Origin of the sequence: Synechocystis sp. PCC 6714, assembly GCF_000478825.2 — a bacterium.
In the GTDB taxonomy this organism is placed as follows: domain Bacteria; phylum Cyanobacteriota; class Cyanobacteriia; order Cyanobacteriales; family Microcystaceae; genus Synechocystis.
Window position 1 is genome coordinate 2416613 of the sequence record NZ_CP007542.1, and the last position, 24255, is coordinate 2440867.

Genomic DNA, 24255 nt, shown 5'->3' on the forward strand with positions numbered 1-24255 from the left:
GGGAGATTGAGCACAGACTAGCCCATGGCGATCGCCGAGTGGGGAGTAAAGCCGCGGTGGATGGGTTGGGAAAACGGGGTAAAATCAGCAAGTATTCCTATGCACAATTCTGCCCCAAAGCCACTGTGACTGAAGCCAAAAGTTATAAAGACACCGTTAACTTGCCCCAAACCCGCTTTGATATGCGAGCCAATGCTAGCAAAAGGGAGCCGGAAATTCAGCAATATTGGCAGGAAAAGGGAATTTATGAAGATTTAGCCGCAAATAATCCTAAAGACTTGTTTGTGCTCCACGACGGGCCACCCTATGCCAACGGTGCTCTACACATGGGCCATGCGTTGAATAAAGTTTTAAAGGATATTATTAATAAATATAAACTATTACAGGGGCACAAAGTCCACTATGTCCCCGGTTGGGACTGTCACGGTTTGCCCATTGAGCTAAAAGTTTTGCAAAGCTTGAAAAGCAGTGAACGGGCAGAATTAACTCCCCTCACCCTGCGTCATAAAGCGAGGGATTTCGCTCTCAAAACTCAACAGGAACAGGCGGTGGGATTCCAGCGTTATGGCATTTGGGGTGACTGGGAACACCCTTATTTAACCCTAACCCCCGAGTATGAAGCGGCCCAAATTGGCGTGTTTGGGGCCATGGCGTTGAAAGGTTACATCTACCGGGGTTTAAAACCTGTCCATTGGAGCCCCAGTTCCCGTACGGCATTGGCGGAAGCGGAGTTGGAATACCCAGAAGGTCACACTTCCCAAAGTATCTACGCCACCTTTCCCATTGTTAAATTGGGGGAAAATGCGGGTGTGTTAGAGGCCTATTTACCCAGTTTAGCCGTTGCCATTTGGACTACCACTCCCTGGACCCTGCCGGGGAACCTCGCCGTGGCGGTTAACGGCCATTTAGACTACGCCGTAGTAGAAATTCAATATCCCCAGTTCCCGACCCCAGGGGGCGCTGAATTCATCATTCCCGCTGGCTTAGGGAGCGAAGTTCACAGGCCTACCGCAGAAACCGAGAGGGAAGACAAACCCCAATTTTTCATCGTTGCGAAGGACTTAGTGGACAATTTAAGCAAAACCTTGGATTTGGTCCTAGACATTAAGACGGTCATTAAGGGGGAAGCTTTAGAATATTGCTTCTATCAACATCCCTTATTTGATCGCCAAAGCCCCGTGGTGCTCGGTGGAGATTATATTACAACGGAATCCGGTACAGGATTAGTTCACACCGCCCCTGGCCATGGTTTGGAAGACTATATCACTGGGCAAAAATATCATTTACCTATTCTCTCTCCAGTGGATGATCAAGGCAATTTAACCGAAGAAGCCGGGGAGTTTCAGGGCTTAAACGTTTTAAAGGACGCTAATCAGGCCATTATTAATCGATTAATCGCCCAGGGAAGTTTATTAAAAGAAGAGGCCTACGCGCATAAATATCCCTACGATTGGCGCACCAAAAAGCCGACTATTTTCCGAGCCACGGAACAATGGTTTGCATCGGTGGAGGGTTTTCGAGACCAAGCTTTAAAAGCCATTAAAGAAGTGCGCTGGATCCCTGCCCAGGGGGAAAATCGCATTACTCCCATGGTGGGCGATCGCAGTGATTGGTGTATTTCCCGGCAACGGGCTTGGGGGGTACCAATTCCAGTGTTTTACGATGAAGAAACCAATGAGCCTTTGTTAACGGAAGAAACCATTAACCATGTGCAACAAATCATTGCCGAAAAAGGTTCCGATGCTTGGTGGGAGCTAACCGTGGAGGAGTTATTACCGGAAAGCTACCGTAACAACGGGCGTACTTACCGTAAAGGGGAAGACACCATGGACGTATGGTTTGATTCTGGCTCTTCCTGGGCGGCGGTCGCAAAAGCAAAAAATCGACCATTAAAATACCCTGTGGATATGTATTTAGAAGGTTCCGACCAGCATCGGGGTTGGTTCCAATCTAGTTTACTCACCAGTGTGGCGGTGAATGGCATTGCCCCCTATAAAACGGTGTTGACCCATGGTTTTGTCCTGGATGAGAAGGGCCATAAAATGAGTAAGTCCCTGGGCAATGTGGTGGACCCTTACCAGATTATTAATGGCGGTAAAAATCAAAAACAGGAACCCGCCTATGGAGCTGATGTGTTGCGCCTTTGGGTCGCTTCGGTGGATTACGCCAACGATGTGCCTATTAGTCAAGGTATTCTCAAACAGTTGGTCGATGTACGCAATAAAATTCGCAATACCGCTCGATTTTTACTCGGTAATTTGCATGATTTTAATCGTGAAACCGATGCGGTGGCCTATGAAGATTTGCCAGAATTAGACCGCTATATGCTGCACCGAATGACGGAAGTATTTACGGAAGTGACGGAGGCTTATGAAAGTTTCCAATTCTTCAAGTTTTTCCAAACGGTGCAAAACTTTTGTGTAGTCGATCTATCTAACTTTTATTTGGACATTGCTAAAGACCGTCTATATATTTCTGCTGCCAATGCTCCCCGCCGCCGTAGTTGCCAAACTATTCTCCAGTTAGCGTTGGAAAATTTGGTCAAGGCGATCGCCCCGGTACTGTGCCATTTAGCGGAGGACATTTGGCAATTTTTACCCTACGAAAACCCAACGGAATCAGTGTTCCAAGCTGGTTGGGTGAAATTAGAGCCCCATTGGCGTCAGCCGGAACTAGCCGAAACCTGGGTTAAACTACGTCAACTCCGCACAGAAGTCAACAAAGTAATGGAATCAGCCCGTACAGCCAAGGCGATCGGTGCTTCTTTGGAGGCCAAAGTCTTAATCCATACAGGGGATGACCATTGGTATCGATTACTCCAAAAGTACAATGGGGCAGAGTCCAACCAGGTGGATACCCTGCGTTATTTGTTGTTAGCCTCCCAAGTAGAATTACTGGAGGAAGATGGGGTCATTAAAGCCCTGCAATTTAAGGCTGAAACAGATAGTTTAACCCTAGGTATTACCAATGCAGATGGCCATAAATGCGAGCGTTGTTGGAATTATTCCACCCAGGTGGGTAGTTTTAGCGATGACCCCACAATTTGTGAACGTTGCGTTGGTGCGTTACAAAGTAAGTTTTAAATTTATAAACTTATTTAATATAGTTCTAGCTTATTTAATATAGTTCTAGCTTAGGTGTGCCTTATGTCATATTACGGGTCATCACTCATTTCTTCCGAAGAAGAAATACTACAAGAAGTGGAAAATGAATATGAAGAAACATTTGAAAATGATGATTTTTTTCAACTTCCACCAGATGATGTAATTGCTTTCAATGAGCTTAGATCTTGTGCTGATATTTATCGTTTATTTACCAAAAAACAACTAAAAATAGAACCTGAATTTCAACGACAAATTATCTGGCCTGACTCTGCAAAAACTCGCTTTATTGATAGTTTAATGAAACAACTACCAATACCTAGTATGTGTATTAGTCTAGATTATAAGACTGATCAACGTCTAGTGGTCGATGGTTTACAACGCATTTTTACGATAGTTCAGTTTTTAGGACAAGGACAAAATATCTTAGACTCTAAGTTTGAAAATTGGCGCTTATCTTCTTTGGCAGACATTGATCAACGAATCAAAGGAAAAACTGTCAACGAAATAAAAAATGAAAATCCACTTTTATTTGAAAGAGTTGAAAACTTAACTCTCCCTATTACAGTAATCCGTTTTGATTCTAGTAAAGAGTCCCATATGAATTATTTGTACACTATTTTTCATCGTTTAAATACAGGAGGAACTAAGTTAAGCAATCAAGAAATCAGGAACTGTATTTACCAAGGATTGCTAAATAATTTACTCAAAGAATGTGTTAATTATCAAAATTGGATGAAGTTAAAACTTTTTAAAGAAAAAAATATTAAGCGTCTTGAAGATCAAGAATTTATTTTGAGATTCTTTGCATTTTTGGATGATCGAGATAGTTATGGGGGAACATTATCTCGCTTTTTAAATAATTATATGGAAAATCATAGGAATCTTACTTCAGATTTATACTCTGATAAATATAAAACATTTCAAAGGGCAGTTGATATCTTATGCAAAATTCTTGAACAAGATAAACCTTTCGATATTAGTAAGGTTGTCATAGAAGGTTTACTAATTGGTATTGCTGTTAACTTACCTCTCCTTGAAAAACTAGAAATAAATAAGCTACGCAGTGCCTATGAGAAGCTTAGACAATCAGAGGTTTATTTAGCCAAAAATTTACAAGGTGGTTTGCTTAAAACTAATAAAGTTAAAGAACGTTTTGAGAAATCTATCCAAATTTTTGGTGGTTTATCAGTTAACTAGAATGATAGATACTAGCAATATACAGATAACCTTAAATAATCTTGAGGAATTATACGAAGAGGCAAACGAAAAACGGGAACTTCGTAAACTTCAATTTTTTTCGAAATTAGCTATCATTGAAGTCTGTACCTGGATTGAAGAAATACAAGATACTATGCTTATGCAATTAATGCAAAATGAAATAAACGATGCAAATAGAAAATATATTGAAAAAATAATTAAAAGGAATTATGGATTTAGATACGATGAAAATTTTAGAAAACTTTTATTAAATATTATTGGAATTATTGAATTAGAAAAAATAGAGAGGAAACTAGAAGATGATAAAGGCGCTTTACAGAGATTAAGAACTGAACTTGGAAATTTCAAAAAAAAGCGAGATCAAGCTGCTCATACTCATATAAAAGAAGTGACGGAACAATATGATGCTGTATCACTAACAAAAAGTCGTTTTGACAACCTTGTGTTTTTATTGAATTTGTTAAGTCGAGAGTTAATTTTATGGAAAGAAAATACACACATTCGTTACCCCATGCTTAAATAAAGCTAAGACTTGTCTTTTAAGCCTTTTAGATTTAGATTTAAAGACGATATGCCATCGCTGTTGGAGTTATTTTCTTCAAGTTGGAACCTTTAGCGATGACCCCACCATTTGTGAGGGGTGCAATGATGCCCTACAAGGAAGGTTTTAGGGCGGCGTTGGGAATCGGCTGATGTTGGTGCAGCGGGGGTCTTTTCCCTTGTGGTGGAGGTAGGAACCTCTTCAGGACCATTGTGTTAGCATTGGTCAGGAAAAATTGCTGATGCAATTAATTGTTGTTGAGGAAAGACATTAATGGTTGCCATGCCCCTATCCACTCCATCCCTGGCCCAAGCCAGCTCCAGCCAATTCCCAACTGAGACCAGACCCTGGGGTTCCTTTACAACTCTGGAGGAGGGTAACGGCTACAAAATCAAACGCATTGAAGTCAATCCTGGCCACCGTCTGAGCCTACAAATGCACCATCATCGCAGTGAGCATTGGATTGTGGTCTCTGGTACGGCCCGAATTGTTTGTGGAGAAAAAGAAGAACTTTTGGAGCCCAACCAATCTACCTATGTGCCCCAATGTACTGCCCACCGCTTGGAAAATCCTGGGGTAATCAAATTAGTTCTGATAGAGGTACAAAATGGAGAATACCTAGGGGAAGACGATATTATTCGTTTTCAGGATGATTATGCCCGTGGCTGACTGAGCAACAATTGAACAAAGGATCAATTTTTAATCGCATATAACTGCGATGATTTTTCCCGCCTCACCCTTGATTTTATGCTTTATCGACGTTTTGGCCGTAGTGAGTTGTCCATGCCTGTTTTTTCCTGTGGAGGCATGCGTTATCAATTCCAATGGCAAGATGCCCCCTTTGCTAATATTCCTAGGGATAACCAGGACAACTTGCAGGCCACCATTGAGCGTTCCCTGGAGCTGGGTATTAACCACATTGAAACTGCTAGGGGTTACGGTACTTCGGAGATGCAATTGGGGAAAATCTTGCCCCGGTTGCCGAGAGAAAAGTTAATTGTGCAGACGAAGGTTAGTCCTAAGGATGATCCGAAAGTCTTTCGTAGTGAATTCGACAAATCTTTGGCTTATTTAAACTTGGATTACGTTGATTTGCTAGGCATCCATGGCATTAATAATCAGGAAACCCTAGAACAAAGTTTAGGACCCGGTGGTTGTTTGACAGTTTGTCGCCAGTTACAGAGGGAAGGTCGGGTGAGATTTGTTGGTTTTTCCACCCATGGTCCCACCTCTATCATTACCGAAGCGATTGAATCGGGGGAATTTGATTACGTCAATCTGCACTGGTACTACATTTTCCAAGACAATTGGCCGGCGATCGCCGCCGCGACGGCCCAGGATATGGGGGTATTTATCATTAGCCCGTCAGATAAGGGGGGACAACTTTATAATCCCCCGCAGAAATTGGTGGATTTATGTCAACCCCTCAGCCCCATGGTATTTAATAATCTTTTCTGTTTATCCCATCCCCAGGTTCATACCCTGAGTATCGGGGCATCCCGGCCAACGGATTTTGATGAACATTTAAAGACCTTGTCCTATTTGCAGTCAGAAGAAATTACGCAGAGGTTTTTGCAACCAATTTTAGCTAATCTTCATAGGGCCATGGTGGAAGCATTGGGAGAGAATTGGGTAAATAATTGGCGCATTGGTTTGCCTAGCCCAGAAAATACGCCGGGGGAAATTAATATTCCTAAAATTCTCTGGCTATACAATCTTTGCCGAAGCTTTGATTTGGTGGAATACAGCAAAATGCGCTACAACCTACTGGGTAATGGCGGCCATTGGTTTCCCGGTCAACCCGCCAGTGATTTTGATCGAGCCCAACTTAGGCAATGCTTGGCCCACAGTCCCCAGCGGGAAAAGGTATTAGATATTCTGCGGGAAACGGATCACATGCTCAAAGGGGAAACGGTGCAGAGGTTATCTCGCCAGGAGACGGCCGAAATCACTTAATTTATCGTAACTTCTCGGGCAAAAATATCAGTTTCCATAGTTTTTGAACTGATTAAAATGACGGCGATCGCCATTTTTTTCTAACTTTGAGTTAATTCCTGTCTTGAGAAAAATCCCCTATGATCCCCCTTTCCCGTGAGTCATCCCAACGTTTGCCTAGTTGGCTAAAGCGTCCCATCGGCCGAGCTAGTGAATTGTCCAGTGTCCAGCAAATTATTAAACAGCGGCAAATTCACACCATTTGTGAAGAGGGTCGGTGTCCCAATCGGGGGGAATGCTATGGCAACCAAACGGCAACATTTTTGCTAATGGGTCAAATTTGTACTAGAGCCTGCGGTTTTTGCCAAGTGGAGAAAGGTCATGCCCCCAGGCAGTTAGACCAAGATGAACCGAGCAAAGTGGCGGAAGCGGTGCAATTGTTGGGGCTTAAATATGTGGTGCTAACTTCCGTTGCTAGGGACGATTTAGCCGACGGGGGAGCGGGCTGGTTTGTACAGGTGATGGAACGTATTCGTCAGGAAAATCCTTCCACCCAAATAGAAGTTTTAACACCGGATTTTTGGGGCGGCATTGGTCGAGAAATTAGCCAAAAAGAACGGGTCTTAACAGTGGCCAACGCTCAACCGATTTGCTATAACCATAACTTGGAAACGGTGGCACGTTTACAGGGTAAGGTACGACGGGGGGCAAAATATCAACGTTCCCTCAATGTGTTGCACTGGGTGAAGCAAACCCATCCAGAGATTTTCACCAAATCTGGATTAATGTTGGGCCACGGGGAAACAAAAACAGAAATTGTCGAAACCCTGAAGGATTTACGTTCCATCGGTTGCGATCGCCTGACGTTGGGTCAATATATGCAACCATCCCTAGCCCACTTGCCGGTGCAAAAATATTGGACTCCGGAGGAATTTGAGCAGTTGGGGGAAATTGCTAAGGAATTGGGGTTTAGCCATGTGCGTTCCGGCCCCTTGGTGCGGAGTTCGTACCATGCCGGGGAAGATTAACCACGTTGAAGAAGAGTTATTCTCCTAGAAAAATGGCCAAGGAACCGAGAGGATATGAAGGGTGAAAATTGATGTGGATTATGCCATTGCCCAGTATGCCCAGGGCCTATTTCTAATGGCCGATGGGCGCCATGGTTTGGGCTGGTATTCCAGCGATCGCCATGCCCTAATTCCCTTGGATGATCAATTTCGTTATCCCAAATCTTTGCAACGGATCCTCAATCAAAATCGTTTTCAAGTCAAAATCAACCAAGCCTTCACCGCTGTTTGCCAAGGATGTGCCGATCGTCCTGAAACTTGGATTTCTGAGGAATTAATCGAGGTTTACCATTGCTTCCACGCCGCCGGTTGGGCCCACAGCTTTGAAACTTGGCACGGCGATCGCCTAGCGGGGGGAATTTTAGGCATTGCCATCCGGGGAGCATTTATTGGGGAGTCAATGTTTTACGCCATTCCTGAAGGGTCCAAAGTGGCCATGGTTAAATTGGTGCAACATCTCCGGCAACGGGGCTATCAGTTATTCGATGCCCAGTTACAAAATCCCCACCTCAAGCGTTTCGGAGCCTACGAGATCGAAGAAAAAGCGTATAAAAAGCAACTGGAGAAGGCCCTGCATTACCCCTGCCGGTTTTGTTAACAAAATTTCCTGGGAAGGCCATGCCCTAATTTCACGCCTTAACTTGGTGGTTAAGCAGTGGTATGAGTGTTTAAGACTGGGTTTGGAATTCCGCCACACAACCTCCCCCCTCTGCCATGGTCGAGCCAGGCCAATATCCTGTAGCGGGATATCCAATCAAGTTCTCCTACACAAAAGTTAACAAAGCCCCTGTAGCGTTCCGAAACGTTCTACCCTAGATGCTGATTCACTTTTTTATGATGAACCTTTAAATAAGCCTTGGCCGGGCGGCTTTTCCCCTCGTTTTAAGGCGATCGCAATTTTGTTAATGGGAGATAATGAAATCCAATGAGTGTTAAGGCAAGTGGTGGCAGCTCACTAGCGCGACCCCAACTCTACCAAACCGTTCCCGTCTCCGCTATCAGCCAAGCAGAGCAACAGGATCGCTTCCTAGAGGGGTCAGAACTAAACGAGTTAACAGCGTATTTTCAATCCGGTTCTCTGCGCCTAGAAATTGCAGAGACCCTAACCCAAAATGCCGACTTGATCGTCTCTAGGGCCGCCAATCGAATTTTCACCGGCGGCTCTCCCCTCTCCTACCTCGAAAAGCCCGTTGAACGCCAACCCGCTTTGGTGGGTGCTTCTAGCGACAGTCGCAACGGTAGTGTTACCTACGCCGAAAGTAATGGTGGCGGTGGCCTGTTTGGCGGTCTCCGCTCCGTTTTTAGTAGTACTGGCCCCATTCCTCCGGGTTTCCGTCCCATTAACATCGCCCGGTATGGCCCGAGCAATATGCAAAAATCCCTCCGGGATATGTCCTGGTTTTTGCGCTACACCACCTATGCCATCGTCGCCGGGGACCCCAACATCATTGTGGTCAACACCCGGGGTCTCAAGGAAGTAATTGAAAATGCTTGTTCCATCGATGCCACCATTGTGGCCATCCAGGAAATGCGGGCTGCTTCCGCTGACTATTTCCGAGCCAATGCCCAAGCTAAAGAGATTGTCCTGCAATACTTCGACATTCTCCTGAGCGAATTTAAAGCCCCTACCCCGGCCAACAAAGTACGCCAAGGGCCCTCCAATGATATTCAGGGTTTAGAACTGCCCCAGAGCTACTTTAATGCCTCCGCTAAACGGCAAAAATATGCCATGAAGCCCGGTTTGTCCGCCCTGGAAAAAAATGCCGTCATCAAGGCAGCGTACCGACAAATTTTTGAGCGGGACATCACCAAAGCCTACAGCCAATCCATTTCCTATCTGGAATCCCAGGTACGCAATGGAGACATTTCCATGAAGGAATTTGTCCGTCGTTTGGCTAAATCCCCCCTCTACCGCAAGCAATTCTTTGAACCCTTCATCAACAGCCGGGCGCTGGAATTAGCCTTCCGCCATATTCTGGGTCGGGGGCCCAGTTCCCGGGAAGAGGTGCAAAAATACTTTGCCATCGTTTCCAATGGTGGTCTACCCGCCCTAGTAGATGCGTTGGTGGATTCCCAGGAATACTCCGATTACTTTGGGGAAGAAACAGTGCCCTACCTGCGGGGTCTAGGGGTTGAAGCCCAGGAATGCCGCAACTGGGGCATGCAACAGGATCTGTTTAGCTACAGTGCCCCCTTCCGCAAAGTTCCCCAATTCATTACCACCTTTGCCCAATACGATCGCCCGTTACCCGATCAACACGTATACGGTTCCGGCAATGATCCCCTAGAAATTCAATTTGGCGCTATTTTCCCCAAAGAAACCCGCAACCCGAGCAAACGCCCTGCTCCCTTTAATAAGGACACCAAACGGATTCTGATTCACCGGGGCCCAGCGGTTAACAACCAAGTGGGTAACCCCAGTGCAGTGGGAGAATTTCCCGGTAGTTTGGGGGCGAAAGTGTTCCGTCTCAATGGTGGTTTACCCGGCGCTAAAGTGGGCAAAAACACTGGCACCAGCGTTAAATTCGGCGAAAGCTCCACCCAAGCTTTGATCCGGGCCGCCTACCGTCAAGTGTTCGGTCGGGATCTCTACGAAGGGCAACGGCTCTCTGTGGCGGAAATCCAACTGGAAAATGGCGACATCAGCGTGCGGGAATTTATCAAACGCCTGGCTAAGTCGGAACTGTTCCTCAAGCTTTACTGGGCTCCCCACTATGTCTGTAAGGCGATCGAATATATGCACCGTCGCCTGCTGGGTCGTCCCACCTACGGCCGCCAAGAAATGAACCAATATTTCGACATTGCCTCCAAACAGGGCTTCTATGCTGTAGTGGAAGCAATGATTGATAGTAAAGAATACAGTGATGCTTTCGGGGAAGACACCGTTCCCTACGAGCGTTACCTCACCCCCGGTGGCTTACAAATGCGCTCTGCTCGGGTCGGTTCCATTCGGGAAGACATTGGCCAACGGGTGGACAAAGAGGTTACCCCCCGCTTTGTGGAATTGGGTCAGGTTTCTAACCTTCGCACCGAACCGGAAATTGCTTACCGGAGTAATCAAGGGGTTACCCGCCAGCGGCAACAAACGAAAGTCTTTAAATTGACTTCCAACTACGACAAAGTGGCCGTTAAAAATGCTATCCGGGCCGCCTACCGTCAGGTGTTTGAGCGGGATTTGGAACCCTACATCATCAATTCCGAGTTCACTGCCCTGGAAAGTAAGCTCAGCAATGGTGAAATTAACGTTAAGGAATTCATTGAAGGTTTAGGCACTTCCGAACTCTATATGAAGGAGTTCTATGCCCCCTATCCCAACACTAAGGTGATTGAAATGGGCACTAAGCACTTCCTGGGTCGGGCTCCCCTGAATCAAAAGGAAATCCAGCAGTATAACCAAATTTTGGCCAGCCAAGGGCTGAAAGCCTTTATCGGGGCCATGGTTAACGGCATGGAGTATCTGCAAACCTTTGGTGAAGATACGGTGCCCTACCGTCGTTTTCCAACCCTGCCCGCTGCTAATTTCCCCAATACGGAACGGCTTTATAACAAGCTCACCAAACAGGATAAGGAGTTGGTGGTCCCCAGCTTTACCCCAGTGGTGAAAGTGGGCGGCTAGGTTGTGATTGTTTAAGCTTAGCTATTCCTGATTGGTTGATTGATTGTTCTGAACCTAGCTGGTATTCAACGCTGGCTGGGTTTTTTGTTGCGGAGGGGATAATGCTCGCCAAATTTGCTAGGCCTTTGACTCCAGTGGAAGATGAGGCAAGTGGACAAAGCCTGACAAAAATTCCCAGAAGTTAATTTTTAGGGCAATCCCATTGGCTATGCTGAGAGGGACGGCAATGCCCATCGATCGCCGGCCTGATTTTTCCCCATTGCCTTATTTTCTATGGCCCACCCGTTGTATGTCGCTTTTCTTTGGCATCAACATCAGCCTTGCTATCAGTCCTATGGCATGGTGGGCACCGGCCATGGACATTATCAACTGCCCTGGGTGCGGTTACATGGCACAAGGGATTACGGAGGGCTGATCAAATTATGGGCCCGTTATCCCTCCCTGCATCAGACCGTTAGCTTGACTCCCTGTTTACTAGCTCAATTGGAGGATTATGCCCAGGGTCTGGCCATTGATCGCCATTTAGCCCTCACTGTGAGCCCGGTGGAAAAGTTGAGCCTTGGGCAAAAGGCGGAAATTCTTAATACCTTTTTTGAGGCTAATCCCTATACCCAAATTTTTCCTCAGCATCGTTACCAACAGTTGTATGAACAGCGCCAGAGGCAAGGGATAGACTGGTGTGTGGCCCATTGGCAACCCCAAGACTTTAGTGACCTGCTGGCTTGGCATAATCTGATTTGGTTTGATCCCCTCACTGTGGCCGAAGATAAGGAGGTGTGGAATTGGTATTTTCGGCAAAAATCCTTCACCCTCGGCGATCGCCAAAGAATTATTAGTAAGCAACGGCAAATTATCCAAGGCATTATTCCCCTCCATCACCAGCTACAGGAATCTGGGCAACTGGAAATTATCACTAGTCCCTACGGCCACCCAATTTTGCCCCTTCTAGCGGACACCAACATTGCCCGCACTGTCCAGGCCGCCCTCGCCCTACCAGACCCTCGTTTTTGTTGGTCAGAGGATGGAATAAGGCAATTACAACGGGGCAAACAATACTATCGAGAGATTTTTGGCCGGGAATCCCGAGGTCTATGGCCACCAGGGCTGGCGATTAGTCCTGCCATGTTACAAACGGTGGCCCAACTCCGCTTTGAATGGTTATGTGCCGATGAATCCGTCCTGGCCAAGAGTTTGAGCACCGGCGCTGAACGGTCTGCCTGGTTGAATTCGGTCTATCGAGTGCCTACGGAAGATGGGGAGTTGGCCATGGTGTTTCGGGACCAACAACTGTCGGATTTGATCAGTTTTCATTATGGGCGCTATTCCCCAGCCCAGGCGGCCCAGGATTTAATTGAAAGACTTTTGGCCCGCCGCCCCCACCCAGACAATGGCCAACCTAGATTGGTAACTATTGCTTTGGAGGGAGATGGAACCTGGAATGGTTATGAAAATAGTGGCTTTGACTTTCTGCAACAATTTTATCAACAGTGTGAACAATTGGGTCGCCAAAGGTTACTGCAATTGGTGACAGTGTCAGAGTTTATGGACCAATTTCCCCCCACCCAAGTGTTGACCCAACATAATGGCATTCCCAGTCCCCTAGTGGGCTCCTGGAATCGCGGCAATTTCAGTCAATGGATTGGTCAACCCAGCCAAAATCAAGCTTGGGATTACTTAATTGATGCCCGGCAAACTTTAGCTAGTCATCCTGAAGCGACGGAGGAAAATAATCCCGAGGCTTGGCAGGCTCTCTATGGGGCGGAAAGCTCAGACTGGTTTGAAGCTTTTGGCCAGGGCAATTCCGCCCAAACCCTTACTTCTGAAGCCCTATTCCGCCAACATTTGATCCGGCTCTACCATGCCCTCAACGAAATTCCGCCTGGTTACTTGCACCATCCTTTAATGGATCAAAATGGCGATCGCCATTTAGAGGGCCATCTCTATCCCCACTGGGACAATTTAACTAACTTAATTCCCTGGCAGGTGGCCCACCCCGTACCCGTTCATACGGGACAGGCATTTGTCTCGCAGATTTACTATGGCCACGATCGCCAGCGACTGATCCTCCGGTTTGATTTCCATCGCCTTTTGCCGGAATTGATACCAGATGAACTCCATCTAGCCTGGTATTATCCCTACGTTGCCCATGGCCATGCCCCTTTGGCGATCGCCTCTTTGCCGGATCAAGGGCCGTTAAATTACTATTTCCATCACCACTGCCGCATTAATCTGCATCATCTCCAAAGTCACCACGAAATTGCAGTGGGCCCCAACCGTTGGCAACCCCATCCCCAAAGGCCCCAATTAGTCCATCAAGGACAAACCCTAGTGGTGGTAATTCCCCTGACCGCTTTGCCCGAAACTAGGCCGGATAGCCTACACTTGTTACTTTTGCTGGGCCAACAGGGGGAATTTTGGGCCAATTTATCTGGCGACAATCTAGTGCAATGGCGTTTGCATTAGCTGACCTTTGTTGACCGCCATCACCTCTAAACCACCGTATTCCTTTTCCTGGCTTCTTTATAGGAAGTGCCAATGCTCCTCAGCCCTGTCCTGACCAATTGTTGTTCCAAAAGAGCAAAAAAGCGACGGCGATCGCCGCCCCGTACCACGGCTTGATTATGGGCTTCCGCAAGGGCCACCGGGTAACCAAAACCCTTTTCTATCTGACTGAGCACAATGGCCAAGGATTGATTGAGCAAGTCAGAATCCTCTGCTAGCCAAACGGGAAATTCCACCCTCGCCACCTCCGAGCTTCCCTGGACATAGCAAAAACAAACCCGCTGCTCTGGGGCATAGGCTTCCAAAATGCGGGCATTGCTACGCCAAATCGGCCCCCGTTGTCCCGGAGTGAGAAACTCTTGCCACAAACTGCTATCCCGTAGAGGATCAAAAATTTGACAAGGGGTTTTCCGTTCCTCCGCCTGACAACCTTCGCAATGGCTGACACAATTGGGGCTTTCGTGGGGGCAAGCCTGAAGCCGCAATAGATTGATGGACTCCACACTCCTCGGGGCACTGATGTAACTCATTAGGGGAATGCGGGCCTGACGTAAAGTTTCCCAGGCGGCCAAAATCGGCTCCAGAATTTGGTTCCGTGCTTCCTGGGGTAAATTTTCCAAGAACCAATAAATTAGCGAACCATCCACCATGGCTAAATTGGGGTCGCTGTGGGGCCCTGGGGGGCTGACCCAACGGCAGGCCAGGGCAGCTAACCGTTCCGCTTCCAACACGGTGCGGCGATGACCTAACCATTCTTCGGTGCGAATGCCCCAACGGCGGGAAGCATACAAATCCTCGGGACGGTAATAAACCTCCGGCACACTGTCCAATAGAGGATGTAAATTTTGCCCATAGTGAAGCATTACCCGGCCAATGTTGAGCAGGTAACAGTAGGCAATTTCATGGTGAGAGGGGGCAATTTGGGAACCATCCGTGGCAAACACACTATGGTTAATAGGAGCTTCCCCAATGGTCACCCTTGTATCCAATGGCTCCAGAGGTGTGGCCACCGCAAAAAAGAGGCGATCGCCCCACTCTGTCAAGGTTTTGAGTAAATGGGTTTGGTGCTGTTGAGCTTGAAAAAATAATTCCTTAGCCCGTTCCAGGCGTTGATGGCCAGCGGTGGCTTCCTGACGAAAATGCTGCCCCAGGGCCGGCATTTGACCAGCTAACTTGGTGAGATCAAGCATAGGGAAGGCAAAATTGGGATCTATGGAATCTAGACCTAGTAGAAGAAAATTGCCCCAGTGGGTTGCAAATTAATGGAGCGGTGGCCGTAAAAACGTTCTTCTATATTGACATCACCTTTGGTTACAGTGATCACTGCCACATTATCAGCCCCGACCATTTGGGTCCGGGCATCGACGGGAACAGTAAATTTAAGCACAAAGGACTGTTCTGGAGTGCTGGGGGTGGCATTGTCGGGATAGACCATGATGTAGGCATTATTACCAAAGTTCTCGATCATGGCCGATTCCCCGGGGGCCACTACGTCCGGGGGCATGGACTCTAGGTTAGTAATATCAAAGTCTAGGGCCAGATCAGTATTGTTCACTAGCTTGACTTTGACCGGTTTTTTCGGATCAAATCTGCCAATGGGTTGCCAAAAGCCTGGCTGATAGGTGCTGGCAGGGGGATCCTGAGCCTCAACTCTGGGGACATAAACAGCGGGAGTCAGGCCAACAATCGCCACGGCCAGTAAAGAAAGGGACGCAGTCAGGGGGCGAATATTAGGCATAGATAAATTCCTCGATCAAGTTCGGTGAAGTTTTTTGATCAAATCACCAAAATTGGTTCCAGCACAATTATCGGGGTCAGTTTTAACCCCGGTCTAGAAAATTGGCGATAATCTGCACTGGGCCGGTTTTTGGCCAGGGAAAGAAGAGAAACACGGCCTGTGCTAGTATCTAAGGCATGAATTTTCGTGAAGTCAATTATAACAGTCAGTATTTTGCGGCTGACTAGGTGTTTAGGAGTAGCAACAGCATCATGACGAGCCATCAGCTCAACGGGCAACGGAGTTACCTTCAGCCGATCCGCATCGGGGTGATTGGGGTGGGCAATATGGGACAGCACCATACCCGGGTCCTGAGCCTGATGAAGGATGTGGAGTTTGTGGGCATTGCCGATGTCAATGTAGAACGGGGCCTAGACACCGCCAGCAAGTATCGGGTGCATTTTTTTGAAGATTACCAGGAGATGTTGCCCCATGTGGATGCGGTTTGTGTAGCTGTTCCCACCCGCCTGCACCATGACGTGGGTATGAATTGTTTGCAAAATAATATCCACACCCTAATCGAAAAACCCATTGCCGCTAGCATTGCCGAAGCCGAATCCCTAGTCAATGCCGCCGCCGATGCCAATTGTATTCTCCAAGTTGGACACATTGAACGCTTTAACCCTGCTTTTTTGGAATTAACTAAAATTCTCAAAACGGAAGAGTTATTGGCGATCGAAGCCCATCGTATGAGTCCCTATTCCCAGCGGGCCAATGATGTTTCCGTGGTGCTGGATTTGATGATCCACGACATTGACTTGTTGTTGGAACTGGTGGGTTCCGAGGTGATCAAACTTTCCGCCAGCGGTAGTCGGGCTTCTGGGTCAGGCTATTTGGATTACGTCACCGCTACGTTGGGCTTTTCCTCCGGCATTGTGGCCACCCTCACCGCCAGTAAGGTAACCCACCGAAAAATTCGCTCCATCGCCGCCCATTGTAAAAATTCCCTCACCGAAGCGGATTTCCTCAATAACGAAATTCTTATTCATCGCCAAACCACCGCTGATTGGAGTGCCGACTATGGCCAGGTGCTATATCGCCAGGATGGCCTAATCGAAAAGGTTTACACCAGTAACATTGAACCCCTTCATGCCGAACTAGAACATTTCATCCATTGTGTGCGGGGGGGAGATCAGCCTTCCGTGGGGGGGGAACAGGCCCTCAAAGCTTTGAAACTGGCGAGTTTGATTGAGGAAATGGCGTTGGACTCCGCCGGCTGGAATGCCCTAGAAGCAGCTTCGGAATATCAAAATGTGACCCTGGCCCTGGGCGCAAGTATATAAATCAAATGTTTAAATTCCCTGTAAATCATTTCCGTCGGGGAGGGAAGGGTCATTCTGTCTAAAGAATCACTTTCTACTCCGAAAAGTGTTGGTCCCAGTCGAAATACATCTCTTCTTGAGCTAACCCTCTACGGAGTGAGGAGGAGTAGACTGCTTTCTTGTCATTGTTTGGAGTCGGCGGATTTATAGATTCCATAACGTCTATTTAATTATTCAATTTTGTTGTTTTCTCTAGTTTATTGATAGGGGAGATGGTGGATTTGGATTGACCTAATCCCTTGGCATTATCGGGGCAAGCCCGTATTCAGGTAAGATGGGGCGGTGTTTTTACGGGTTGATCCATTTGGCTCTGACCCCATCTCCTCGACTGACGGCTATAGTTTTTTCCGCTGCTGTTAATCATTTTGTTTGGAGGAGGGACTGCCCCCAGCGTCAGCCCGCCACCATTGTTTTGCACTCCAATTGCCATGGGCATCGAACTCCGTAGTTACGTTTACTTGGATAGTCTCCAGTCTCAGCATGCCGCCTATATTGGGACGGTGGCCTCTGGCTTTTTGCCCCTACCGGGGGATTGCTCCCTGTGGGTGGAAGTGTCCCCTGGTATTGAAATTAACCGTATTACGGATATTGCCCTCAAAGCGGCGGTGGTGCGACCAGGAGTACTATTTGTGGAGCGGCTCTATGGCTTACTGGAGATCCATGCCAGTAATCAGGGAGAGGTGCGGGCGGCGGGGCAGGCAATTTTGGAATATATCGGTGCCAAGGCCAGTGACTGCATCAAGCCCAAAGTGGTGTCTAGTCAAATCATTCGCAACATCGATGCCTACCAAACCCAGTTGATTAACCGCAACCGTCGCGGCCATATGCTGTTGGCCGGACAAACCCTATTTGTGTTGGAAGTGCAACCGGCGGCCTATGCGTCCCTAGCAGCTAACGAAGCGGAAAAGTATGCCTCGATCAATATTCTCCAGGTGAGTTCCATTGGTAGTTTTGGTCGACTTTATCTGGGGGGAGAAGAACAGGACATTAAGGCGGGAGCCCGGGCGGCCATCGCGGCGATCGAAAATTCTCCCGGTAAGGTGCCCAGCCTTGGGGGCAAAAATGAATAATTAGGCTTGATTTGTGCCTATTTAAAGACTATTTGGCCCTATGTTTATCCTTTTCCCCCACCGATCGCCGGAGAAAGTCCATCAACTTAACCCGGAGCATTTTCCTCGTGAGATGGAAGCGTAACCACGTACAATGGGCTTTTGGGGCTGGCGATCGCCGAAAATCTTAGCCGGCAAGATCGGTCCATATTTTCTCGGCCTGTTAATTTTTTTACTGCAGTATTAAGTTTATTCTTGCCATGACTGAGTCTCTACCCGTTGTTTATCTTTCCTTTTTGTTGATTATTTTGGGGGGATTAGGCGTATTTGTCTTCAGTCAAGTGTTAAAAGCCCGTCGCCTAGAAAATACCTTTGGTAAGCTACAAAAAAAACTACAAAATGGCAAAGGAACTGCCCAGGAATATTATCAGTTAGGAAGTATTTACCTGGACAAAAAACTATATTCCCAATCGATTAACTTGTTTCAAAAAGCCCTCAAAATGGCGGAGGAAGTGGAACCGGAAAACCAAGCGCTAATTTACAATGCCATGGGTTACGCTTGTTTTGCCCAGGAGCAATTTGATCTGGCTATTCGTCACTATAAAGATGCGTTGAAACTATATCCGGATTATGTTATTGCGTTGAATAATTTGGCCAATGTTTATGAGAAAAAGCAAATGGTTAGCAAAGCCCTGGAAACCTACGAGCAAACCTTGGCAATAGAGCCCAATAATAAAGTAGCTCAACGGCGGGCCAATTCCTTGAAAAAACGGCTTGTGGAGACGTAAAATGAATTGGGTGCAGCCAGAAAAAGTTAGCTCAAAGTCCCACATTTAGCATAGTTTTATGAGCAGAACGGTTGGGGAAGTGATGACCCCGAATCCCATCACAGTCAAACCCGATACTCCCCTGCAGGATGCCATTCGTCTGTTGGCGGAAAATCGCATCAGCGGCTTGCCGGTGCTAGATGACCAGGAAAAACTGGTGGGGGTGATTTCCGATACGGATTTGATGTGGCAGGAATCTGGGGTAGATACCCCCCCCTACGTTATGTTGCTAGACAGCATTATTTACCTACAGAATCCCGCCCGCCACGAAAGGGAATTGCATAAAGCCCTGGGGCAAACGGTGGGAGAAGTGATGAACGATGTGCCCATCAGTATTTTGCCTACCCAAACCCTGCGGGAAGCGGCCCATTTGATGAATGAGAAAAAAATTCGCCGTCTACCGGTATTGAATGTGGAAAGTCGGCAGTTGATCGGTATTTTGACCCAAGGAGATATTATTCGGGCCATGGCCCGGGGTGAAGCTTAGGTTTTTCGATTTTTACTGTTCCCCGAAGACGAATTTTAGGGCCAAATGCCATTGCTGGGGTTGTCTTTCTATCTCGATTTTTTGAATAAACTCCCGAAAGTAAAAACGACGCTCTGTTTCCGACAGGTCTCGCCAAAATTGCGGCAGGGAAACGGCGGGAATAATTCGTTGCAATTCATCCGGGGGCAGTTGGTCTAAATGTTGTTGTAGCTCCGCTATGTCTTGTTTCAGTTGATAACGGCGTAGTTGATGGGTGTGGTTGTCCAATACGCCCTGCTCTTGCCACAGGGGCAATTGCCCAAGCAAAGTTTGTTTTTCGGCGATCGCCTTTTGTAGATGTTGATACTTTTCCCCCAAAAAAGAAGGAGATAGTTTGGCCACGGCCAAGGGCAATTGCTGACAAATTTGCTCAATTACTTGCTCTAGGCATTGCCCATAGGTGATCGCCTTACATTTGGGGCTTGCGGGGCAATGGCGGGGCCGTAGGTAAAGATAGGCATTAGTTTGACGACGGGAAGTGACATGGGCCACCAGCCAAGGAGTCTGGCAACGGATGCAGGAAATTAAACCGGCCAAGGAACGGGGGGCGCTGGCCGTGCGGGGTGGTAAGGGGGCATTGCGCCGCAGTAGGCGATCAATCTGGGCCGCTTCGGTGCGGCTCAACAAAGGAGCATGGGTGTTGGCAATGACGGTCTGATTTTGGTAGAGCAAATCCCCCCGATACACGGGATGGGTTAACCAACGGCGCCCGGTGGCCACCGCAATTTTTTTGCCATAGTTCTGTTCCAAATAGCGGACGGAACTCCGCAGGCAACCGGAGAGAAGAAATCTTTCAAAAAAAGCTTTTACCACCGGGGCAGTGGCCCGATCAATCACATACTGGCTGGCACTGCGGCGATAACCATAGGGTGCTTTACCAGGGGGTGGTGTAAGGGCTAAACGGTTACGGGCGTGACCGCGGCGGAGATGATCTTGTCTTTGTTCCCTTTCCAGAGTCATCCACAGTTGCGACCATTGTTCCCTGGCGATCGCCATTTCTTTTTTGCCATGGCTATGGTAATCCTGCTCCAAGGCAATGACCGTAATACCCGAATTTTCTAATTGTCCTAGGGTTCGTTCCACAGCGGAAGCGGATGAACCTAATTCCTTAAGATTTCTGACCAGACAATAATCGATGCCCTGACTTTGGCAATCCTCCATCAGTTGTCCTAGGGCCCACCTTTGCCCTAGGTCTACATAAACTTGATCTACCTCCACTCCCCAAATTTGAAGATCCGGTGGTGCATCCAACAGGCGATCGGAGTAAACGTAAGCAACAATACGCATAGCACCAGGTGATAAAAACCCTATAAAAACCGGTCTAGGGCCTGTTTTAGTTCCGCCAACTCCTGCTCAATATTGCCCTCCGCCGCCGCTCTGGTGATGCATTCATTCATATGATCATCCAAAATCAATCTAGCCACCCGGTCTAATGCTCCCCGAATGGCCGCCACCTGGATTAGTACCTCTGGGCAAGGACGATTTTCCTGCACCATGGTTTTAACTCCCCGAATATGCCCCTCAATGCGGGAGAGGCGATTGACTAATTTTTGCAAGGATTCTTCGCTGTGGACGTGGGGATGGGAGTGGCTGTGGCGGGCGGAAGGATGGGGAACAGGTTGGGAAGTCATACGTTCAATCTTTGTCGATATTTGCCGATAAAACTATTGCCGGATTAGACAATTTTTCTTGATGTTAGCGGGGTTGGGAATTTTGCGCCGCCGATGGCTTAGTTTTAGGAAGACACCGTCAGCCCAATAGCTCATCGTAGTCTTCGTGTGTACCAATCCAAAACCACACATAGCCGTCATCAGTTTCCACCGACAATGCTCGATAATCCAAGGTGACTCGAACAGACCATAATTCTCCCACTTTCTTGAAGTGAAGTGAAGGATGGCGAGGATTTTGAATTAATAATTGATAGGCTTTATCTGCCCGTCTCTGAATTTCCTCTGGCAAATGCCTGTAACAAAACCAGAAGTCAGAGTTAGTGTGATGCTTCAAAGTGTTTTTGTCCGGCCAGCATGATGATCTGCCAATGCCTTTTCTGCTAAAGCTTTAAGCTTACCGGACTTAGAGTCTTGCTCAATTTGACGATCCCAGTTCTGCCAATCGTACTCATGGAACCATTCTCGAAATTTGGCGAAATCCGAGGGACTTAGCTGTTTAATTTGCGTTTCAATTTGCTCCAAGTTTCCCATTAACTTTGTTAATTCCCTATATAGTTGGCGTTAGAAGATTATTCTGCTCAGATGTCAACTTTAGCAAAAAAATTCAAGGCGATCGCCTCTGCTACCTTAATGCCGTCAATGCCAGCGGATAAAATGCCTCCAGCGTAACCAGCCCCTTCCCCCGCAGGGTAAAGACCAAGGGTATTGATACTTTGGAAATCATCCCCCCGTTTAATACGAATGGGAGAAGAGGTTCTGGTTTCCACCCCGGTTAAAACGGCATCCTCCATGGCAAAACCCCGGATTTTCTTGTCAAAGGCCGGAATGGCCTCCCGCAAAGCGGCGATCGCATAATCGGGCAAACTTTCCCCCAGGTTGACTAATTTTACCCCCGGTTTATAGGAAGGCAGAACAGAACCAAACCTAGTGGAAGATTGATTGGCCAGAAAGTCCCCCACCAATTGCCCCGGTGCTTGATAATTTTCTCCCCCCAACTGGAAAGCCCGTTCTTCCCAAAATCTTTGCAAAGCAATGCCCGCTAAGGGACTCGCTGGGTAATCCACTTCCGGAGTGATGCCCACCACAATGGCGCTGTTGGCGTTGGCTTCATCCCGGGCGTATTCGCTCATGCCATTGGTCACTAATCGACCTGGTTCCGAGGCGGCCGCCACAACTTTCCCCCCAGGGCACATACAAAAGCTGTAAACCGATCGCCCATTTTGACAATGGTGGACGAGTTTGTAATCAGCGGAACCAAGGCGGGCATGGCCGGCCTGGGCACCATAGCGACATTGATCAATTAAAGATTGGGGATGCTCAATGCGAAAACCAAGGGAAAAGGGTTTGGCTTCGATGTAAACCCCCCGTTCAAATAACATTTGAAAAGTGTCTCTGGCGCTGTGCCCCACCGCCAACACCACATGGTTAGTGGCAATATAATCACCATTTTCTAGGGTTACTCCCTGCACTTGATTATCTTGGATATTAATATCACTAACATGGCTTTGAAAATGAATTTCCCCCCCCAACTCTTCTATGGTAGAGCGCAAATTTTGGACAATTTTCACTAGGCGATAGGTGCCAATGTGGGGGCGGTTAATGTAAAGAATTTCTGGATCGGCTCCGGCCTTAACAAATTCTTCCAACACCTTACGGCCGTAATGGTTGGGATCCCGCACCTGGCTATAGAGTTTGCCATCGGAAAAAGTCCCCGCTCCCCCTTCACCAAATTGCACATTAGATTCAACATTTAGCTTCCCCTTGACCCAGAAGCGGAATGTATCCACACTGCGGTCCCGTACTGATTTGCCCCGCTCCAAAATAATTGGTTTGAGTCCCATCTGGGCTAACAGTAAACCGGCAAACATGCCACAGGGCCCTGTGCCAATCACAACGGGCCGTTTTCCTTCAACTTTGTGACCCGGCTTAACCTGGGTAACAAGTTTATAGGTTGTATCAGGACTGGGGATTATTTGGCGATCGCCGGCAAATTTATTTAGTAACTTTTGCTCTAGGGGCGTTGCCACATCAACAATATAGACCAGCAGAATATGGCCCCGTTTGCGGGCATCATAACTGCGTTTAAAAATGGTGTAACTAGTTAATTCTTCTCCGCTAATACCTAATTTTTTCAGAATGGCATGTTCCAAAGCTGTGTCGTTATGGTCGAGGGGAAGTTTGATTTCACTAATGCGTAACATTGAAACAACTTACTAAATAATAAATCTTTGCCCAACTGCCGTTATTTACTCAGGCACCACTGCATCATCAACCGCATATTTTTTGATTAACTCTTGGACGCAACCACTCTTTTTTAGTTCACTAACAAAAGACTGGAGATAACTTAACCCTTGAGGGCGGTCTTTTCCTGTTGCCATAGCCTGGTGAATAATCATGAAGGGGGTTGATAAAATCCTTAATCCACCATAGCGTTTCATGTCTGCCTCCAACTGGTTCCGAATTCCTGCCCCCACCGGAAAGTTGTGGGCCAGCATAAAACCCGTCACTTCAGGAGATGTGGGAGCTTGGACGAGATGGGCATTGTGGATATTCCGGTCCAGGAAAAGGTTATAAACACTGTTTTTGCCAACCACTATCTCAATGCCGGGGCGGTCCACATCACTCAGGGTTTGGATCAGAGAGTTTTCCCTGACAATATAAGCCCCTTCAATTTGGACGTAGGGGCTAGTGTAATCTACACTTTTAGCCCGCCAAGGATCGATACCAAAGAAGCCAATATCAGATAAATTCTTACTTACCCGTTCAAAGGAAACTGCCGCAGCCTGGACTACGGTAAATTCACTGGCAACACCTAACTCTTTGGCCAGTAAATGGGCAATATCCACTGAGATACCAAAAGGGCCAAAGTCATCAGCTTCGGTGGCAAGGACATAATTTCCGGTGTTGATGGCAAACCGGATCGCCCCTGTGGGAGCCAGTTCTCGAATGGCAGCGGTGGACGGCGGAGGAAAATTGGCGGCTTGGCAGGTCGTGGGAGAAAGGGGAGGAACATTATCAGCGTAGGCAACGTTTTCCCCTAAACCATGGCAAAACGGACCAGCCAGGCCAAGAATTAGTAGATACTTCCGGAACAAGTTCAT

Annotated in this window: 21 protein-coding genes; 13 read left to right on the forward strand and 8 right to left on the reverse strand. The window is 47.5% G+C overall.

Annotation, left to right across the window (positions count from 1 at the left end; translation table 11 throughout):
* The first annotated feature begins 125 nt into the window (after positions 1 to 125).
* The 9 genes from ileS (at position 126) to D082_RS11115 (ending at position 13944) form a co-directional block, all read left to right on the forward strand.
* On the forward strand, positions 126 to 3083 hold the full coding sequence (gene ileS, locus D082_RS11075; RefSeq protein WP_028947616.1) for an isoleucine--tRNA ligase: 2958 nt from the start codon (positions 126 to 128) through the stop codon (positions 3081 to 3083).
* A gap of 63 nt (positions 3084 to 3146) precedes the next feature.
* Positions 3147 to 4301, forward strand: a complete 1155-nt coding sequence (locus D082_RS11080) for a DUF262 domain-containing protein (RefSeq protein ID WP_038530775.1) — start codon at positions 3147 to 3149, stop codon at positions 4299 to 4301.
* Entirely contained in the window at positions 4282 to 4845 is a 564-nt protein-coding gene (locus D082_RS11085) for a hypothetical protein (RefSeq protein WP_202963078.1), read from the forward strand. Before D082_RS11080 ends, D082_RS11085 begins: the two co-directional genes overlap by 20 nt.
* A 300-nt stretch (positions 4846 to 5145) precedes the next feature.
* A complete protein-coding gene (locus D082_RS11090; RefSeq protein ID WP_369796146.1) occupies positions 5146 to 5532 on the forward strand; it encodes a phosphomannose isomerase type II C-terminal cupin domain in 387 nt (128 codons plus the stop codon).
* 78 nt (positions 5533 to 5610) lie between these two features.
* Positions 5611 to 6819 (forward strand): aldo/keto reductase, encoded by a 1209-nt coding sequence (locus D082_RS11095; protein WP_028947612.1) that lies wholly within the window; start codon positions 5611 to 5613, stop codon positions 6817 to 6819.
* A 119-nt stretch (positions 6820 to 6938) separates the two neighbouring features.
* Positions 6939 to 7826 carry a lipoyl synthase gene (lipA, locus tag D082_RS11100; RefSeq protein ID WP_038530779.1) on the forward strand — a complete coding sequence of 296 codons (888 nt, stop codon included), beginning with the start codon at positions 6939 to 6941 and terminating at the stop codon, positions 7824 to 7826.
* Positions 7827 to 7887: 61 nt separating this feature from the next.
* Positions 7888 to 8463 (forward strand): leucyl/phenylalanyl-tRNA--protein transferase, encoded by a 576-nt coding sequence (aat, locus tag D082_RS11105; protein ID WP_028947610.1) that lies wholly within the window; start codon positions 7888 to 7890, stop codon positions 8461 to 8463.
* A gap of 327 nt (positions 8464 to 8790) precedes the next feature.
* The gene (locus D082_RS11110; protein ID WP_028947609.1) at positions 8791 to 11481 is read left to right on the forward strand and encodes a phycobilisome rod-core linker polypeptide; all 2691 of its coding nucleotides are present in this window, start codon (positions 8791 to 8793) and stop codon (positions 11479 to 11481) included.
* A 273-nt stretch (positions 11482 to 11754) separates the two neighbouring features.
* Complete coding sequence (locus D082_RS11115) at positions 11755 to 13944, forward strand: hypothetical protein (protein WP_028947608.1); 2190 nt, start codon at positions 11755 to 11757, stop codon at positions 13942 to 13944.
* A gap of 26 nt (positions 13945 to 13970) precedes the next feature.
* Here the strand turns inward: D082_RS11115 and D082_RS11120 are convergent, their stop codons facing one another.
* Together D082_RS11120 and D082_RS11125 are read right to left on the reverse strand one after the other, a co-directional pair.
* Positions 13971 to 15173, reverse strand: coding sequence for a DNA double-strand break repair nuclease NurA (locus D082_RS11120; protein WP_028947607.1), 1203 nt, complete (start codon positions 15171 to 15173; stop codon positions 13971 to 13973).
* 35 nt (positions 15174 to 15208) lie between these two features.
* Positions 15209 to 15721 carry a hypothetical protein gene (locus D082_RS11125; protein ID WP_028947606.1) on the reverse strand — a complete coding sequence of 171 codons (513 nt, stop codon included), beginning with the start codon at positions 15719 to 15721 and terminating at the stop codon, positions 15209 to 15211.
* A 251-nt stretch (positions 15722 to 15972) separates the two neighbouring features.
* On the opposite strand from D082_RS11125, the gene D082_RS11130 reads away from it, so the two are divergent.
* The 4 genes from D082_RS11130 to D082_RS11145 all read left to right on the forward strand — a co-directional run bounded on the left by D082_RS11130 (position 15973) and on the right by D082_RS11145 (position 19445).
* Positions 15973 to 17043 (forward strand): Gfo/Idh/MocA family protein, encoded by a 1071-nt coding sequence (locus D082_RS11130; RefSeq protein WP_038530786.1) that lies wholly within the window; start codon positions 15973 to 15975, stop codon positions 17041 to 17043.
* Between the two features lie 467 nt (positions 17044 to 17510).
* On the forward strand, positions 17511 to 18152 hold the full coding sequence (locus D082_RS11135; RefSeq protein ID WP_028947604.1) for a hypothetical protein: 642 nt from the start codon (positions 17511 to 17513) through the stop codon (positions 18150 to 18152).
* A gap of 239 nt (positions 18153 to 18391) precedes the next feature.
* Positions 18392 to 18919, forward strand: coding sequence for a tetratricopeptide repeat protein (locus D082_RS11140; protein ID WP_028947603.1), 528 nt, complete (start codon positions 18392 to 18394; stop codon positions 18917 to 18919).
* Between the two features lie 58 nt (positions 18920 to 18977).
* Positions 18978 to 19445, forward strand: coding sequence for a CBS domain-containing protein (locus D082_RS11145; RefSeq protein ID WP_028947602.1), 468 nt, complete (start codon positions 18978 to 18980; stop codon positions 19443 to 19445).
* 12 nt (positions 19446 to 19457) lie between these two features.
* Here D082_RS11145 and D082_RS11150 read toward each other — a convergent pair whose 3' ends face one another.
* From D082_RS11150 to D082_RS11170, 6 genes are all read right to left on the reverse strand, one after another.
* A complete protein-coding gene (locus D082_RS11150) occupies positions 19458 to 20771 on the reverse strand; it encodes a recombinase family protein (RefSeq protein WP_028947601.1) in 1314 nt (437 codons plus the stop codon).
* A 20-nt stretch (positions 20772 to 20791) separates the two neighbouring features.
* On the reverse strand, positions 20792 to 21115 hold the full coding sequence (locus D082_RS11155) for a metal-sensing transcriptional repressor (RefSeq protein ID WP_028947600.1): 324 nt from the start codon (positions 21113 to 21115) through the stop codon (positions 20792 to 20794).
* 118 nt (positions 21116 to 21233) lie between these two features.
* The gene (locus D082_RS17765) at positions 21234 to 21443 is read right to left on the reverse strand and encodes a hypothetical protein (protein WP_238546708.1); all 210 of its coding nucleotides are present in this window, start codon (positions 21441 to 21443) and stop codon (positions 21234 to 21236) included.
* Positions 21444 to 21484: 41 nt separating this feature from the next.
* Positions 21485 to 21685: a hypothetical protein gene (locus tag D082_RS11160; protein WP_028947599.1), complete on the reverse strand. Its 201-nt coding sequence runs from the start codon at positions 21683 to 21685 to the stop codon at positions 21485 to 21487.
* A gap of 47 nt (positions 21686 to 21732) precedes the next feature.
* Positions 21733 to 23355 (reverse strand): NAD(P)/FAD-dependent oxidoreductase, encoded by a 1623-nt coding sequence (locus D082_RS11165; RefSeq protein ID WP_028947598.1) that lies wholly within the window; start codon positions 23353 to 23355, stop codon positions 21733 to 21735.
* 45 nt (positions 23356 to 23400) lie between these two features.
* Positions 23401 to 24255, reverse strand: a complete 855-nt coding sequence (locus D082_RS11170; RefSeq protein WP_028947597.1) for an ABC transporter substrate-binding protein — start codon at positions 24253 to 24255, stop codon at positions 23401 to 23403.

Bases quoted from the DNA above. Each gene is read 5' to 3' on its own strand.
- D082_RS11080 (WP_038530775.1), top strand. From the start codon at position 3,147: ATGTCATATTACGGGTCATCACTCATTTCTTCCGAAGAAGAAATACTA.
- D082_RS11090 (WP_369796146.1), top strand. From the start codon at position 5,146: ATGCCCCTATCCACTCCATCCCTGGCCCAAGCCAGCTCCAGCCAATTC.
- D082_RS11095 (WP_028947612.1), top strand. From the start codon at position 5,611: ATGCTTTATCGACGTTTTGGCCGTAGTGAGTTGTCCATGCCTGTTTTT.
- lipA (WP_038530779.1), top strand. From the start codon at position 6,939: ATGATCCCCCTTTCCCGTGAGTCATCCCAACGTTTGCCTAGTTGGCTA.
- D082_RS11110 (WP_028947609.1), top strand. From the start codon at position 8,791: ATGAGTGTTAAGGCAAGTGGTGGCAGCTCACTAGCGCGACCCCAACTC.
- D082_RS11115 (WP_028947608.1), top strand. From the start codon at position 11,755: ATGGCCCACCCGTTGTATGTCGCTTTTCTTTGGCATCAACATCAGCCT.
- D082_RS11120 (WP_028947607.1), bottom strand. From the start codon at position 15,173: ATGCTTGATCTCACCAAGTTAGCTGGTCAAATGCCGGCCCTGGGGCAG.
- D082_RS11125 (WP_028947606.1), bottom strand. From the start codon at position 15,721: ATGCCTAATATTCGCCCCCTGACTGCGTCCCTTTCTTTACTGGCCGTG.
- D082_RS11130 (WP_038530786.1), top strand. From the start codon at position 15,973: ATGACGAGCCATCAGCTCAACGGGCAACGGAGTTACCTTCAGCCGATC.
- D082_RS11135 (WP_028947604.1), top strand. From the start codon at position 17,511: ATGGGCATCGAACTCCGTAGTTACGTTTACTTGGATAGTCTCCAGTCT.
- D082_RS11140 (WP_028947603.1), top strand. From the start codon at position 18,392: ATGACTGAGTCTCTACCCGTTGTTTATCTTTCCTTTTTGTTGATTATT.
- D082_RS11145 (WP_028947602.1), top strand. From the start codon at position 18,978: ATGAGCAGAACGGTTGGGGAAGTGATGACCCCGAATCCCATCACAGTC.
- D082_RS11150 (WP_028947601.1), bottom strand. From the start codon at position 20,771: ATGCGTATTGTTGCTTACGTTTACTCCGATCGCCTGTTGGATGCACCA.
- D082_RS11155 (WP_028947600.1), bottom strand. From the start codon at position 21,115: ATGACTTCCCAACCTGTTCCCCATCCTTCCGCCCGCCACAGCCACTCC.
- D082_RS11160 (WP_028947599.1), bottom strand. From the start codon at position 21,685: ATGGGAAACTTGGAGCAAATTGAAACGCAAATTAAACAGCTAAGTCCC.
- D082_RS11165 (WP_028947598.1), bottom strand. From the start codon at position 23,355: ATGTTACGCATTAGTGAAATCAAACTTCCCCTCGACCATAACGACACA.
- D082_RS11170 (WP_028947597.1), bottom strand. From the start codon at position 24,255: ATGAACTTGTTCCGGAAGTATCTACTAATTCTTGGCCTGGCTGGTCCG.